2 rRNA genes (1 of these 2 cut by a window edge) are annotated in these 2,500 nt (G+C 47.1%); both read right to left on the bottom strand.

Annotated elements, in window-relative coordinates:
- Positions 1–215 (bottom strand): 23S ribosomal RNA (locus tag AC1F25_RS00010) (it extends 2,700 nt beyond the left edge of the window).
- A 344-nt stretch (positions 216–559) separates the two neighbouring features.
- Positions 560–2,119, bottom strand: a 16S ribosomal RNA gene (locus tag AC1F25_RS00005).
- The 16S and 23S rRNA genes sit together here, the layout of an rRNA operon.
- Between the last annotated feature and the right edge of the window lie 381 nt (positions 2,120–2,500).

Below are 2,500 nucleotides of genomic sequence, written 5' to 3'. Positions count from 1 at the left end.
TGCAGGTACTTAGATGTTTCAGTTCTCTGCGTCTACCTCGAATGTGCTATGTATTCACACAATCGTAACATCCTATTAAAGATGTTGGGTTCCCCCATTCGGAAATCTCTGGATCATAGCTTACGTACAGCTCCCCAAAGCATATCGGTGTTAGTCCCGTCCTTCATCGGCTCCTAGTGCCAAGGCATCCACCGTGCGCCCTTATTCACTTAACCTTATCAACCTTACGGTTGGGTTTTGATCCTTCTTCTAGCGATAGAAGTTAGATCAAGAAAATAAGCAATTGAACTTATTAAAAAACTCTATCCAGCTCACAAATCAGCCTGTGCGGCAAAAAGATCGATCGTCTCATAAAATCAAAGATTTCATGGTCGTCCGCCTATTTTGCTTCAGGCTAAACAATTTGTTTAGCTTTCAAATTCAACGCGGTGTTCTCGGTTTGTATTACTTACATTTACTTCAAATATCCAGTTTTCAATGAACAAAAGTGTTTGAGAGTAAACCTCTCAAAACTGAACAAAGTAAAAACAAATTGTGTAGTTTCCGTAATATTCCTTAGAAAGGAGGTGATCCAGCCGCACCTTCCGATACGGCTACCTTGTTACGACTTCACCCCAATCATCTATCCCACCTTAGGCGGCTGGCTCCAAAAGGTTACCTCACCGACTTCGGGTGTTACAAACTCTCGTGGTGTGACGGGCGGTGTGTACAAGGCCCGGGAACGTATTCACCGCGGCGTGCTGATCCGCGATTACTAGCGATTCCGGCTTCATGCAGGCGAGTTGCAGCCTGCAATCCGAACTGAGAGAAGCTTTAAGAGATTAGCTTAGCCTCGCGACTTCGCAACTCGTTGTACTTCCCATTGTAGCACGTGTGTAGCCCAGGTCATAAGGGGCATGATGATTTGACGTCATCCCCACCTTCCTCCGGTTTGTCACCGGCAGTCTTGCTAGAGTGCCCAACTGAATGATGGCAACTAACAATAAGGGTTGCGCTCGTTGCGGGACTTAACCCAACATCTCACGACACGAGCTGACGACAACCATGCACCACCTGTCACTTTGCCCCCGAAGGGGAAGCTCTATCTCTAGAGTGGTCAAAGGATGTCAAGACCTGGTAAGGTTCTTCGCGTTGCTTCGAATTAAACCACATGCTCCACCGCTTGTGCGGGCCCCCGTCAATTCCTTTGAGTTTCAACCTTGCGGTCGTACTCCCCAGGCGGAGTGCTTAATGCGTTAGCTGCAGCACTGAAGGGCGGAAACCCTCCAACACTTAGCACTCATCGTTTACGGCGTGGACTACCAGGGTATCTAATCCTGTTTGCTCCCCACGCTTTCGAGCCTCAGCGTCAGTTACAGACCAGAGAGCCGCCTTCGCCACTGGTGTTCCTCCATATATCTACGCATTTCACCGCTACACATGGAATTCCACTCTCCTCTTCTGCACTCAAGTCTCCCAGTTTCCAATGACCCTCCCCGGTTGAGCCGGGGGCTTTCACATCAGACTTAAGAAACCGCCTGCGCTCGCTTTACGCCCAATAAATCCGGACAACGCTTGCCACCTACGTATTACCGCGGCTGCTGGCACGTAGTTAGCCGTGGCTTTCTGGTTAGTTACCGTCAAGGGATGAACAGTTACTCTCATCCTTGTTCTTCTCTAACAACAGAGTTTTACGATCCGAAAACCTTCTTCACTCACGCGGCGTTGCTCGGTCAGACTTTCGTCCATTGCCGAAGATTCCCTACTGCTGCCTCCCGTAGGAGTTTGGGCCGTGTCTCAGTTCCAATGTGGCCGATCACCCTCTCAGGTCGGCTATGCATCGTGGCCTTGGTGAGCCGTTACCTCACCAACTAGCTAATGCACCGCGGGTCCATCCATCAGCGACACCCGAAAGCGCCTTTCAAATCAAAACCATGCGGTTTCGATTGTTATACGGTATTAGCACCTGTTTCCAAGTGTTATCCCCTTCTGATGGGCAGGTTACCCACGTGTTACTCACCCGTTCGCCACTCTTCTTTTTCCGGTGGAGCAAGCTCCGGTGGAAAAAGAAGCGTACGACTTGCATGTATTAGGCACGCCGCCAGCGTTCGTCCTGAGCCAGGATCAAACTCTCATAAAAAGTTCGAACAATCTTACGATTGTTAAGCTCAATTTGTTTGCTAGCATATTGCTTGCTTGTTAAAAATGTTTGTTGTCTTGAATTGAATCAAGACGCCCTACACATTTGGTTTGTCTTACTTTGTTCAGTTTTCAAAGGTCTACTTCATCGGAAATGTTTTCCCGATTTGTTTTGGCTGCCGTAGCAACTTTTATATCATACCAGAGCGGCAAGTGATTGTCAACTCTTTTTTAAAAGTTTTTTTCGATTTCGTTTTTTTGAAATCTTTCAGCAACTCATTTATCATAACTTATCGTTTGTTATTTGTCAAGAACTTTTTTGAAGTTTTTTCAATAGAATCAACCTTCGCAAGCTGTTCTTTTTTAACGACTCAGTTATCTT

Source organism: Enterococcus sp. M-BR2 (genome assembly GCF_056612775.1).
The sequence above is the reverse complement of the archived record's forward strand: the minus strand, read 5'-3'. Positions and strand labels throughout refer to the sequence as shown.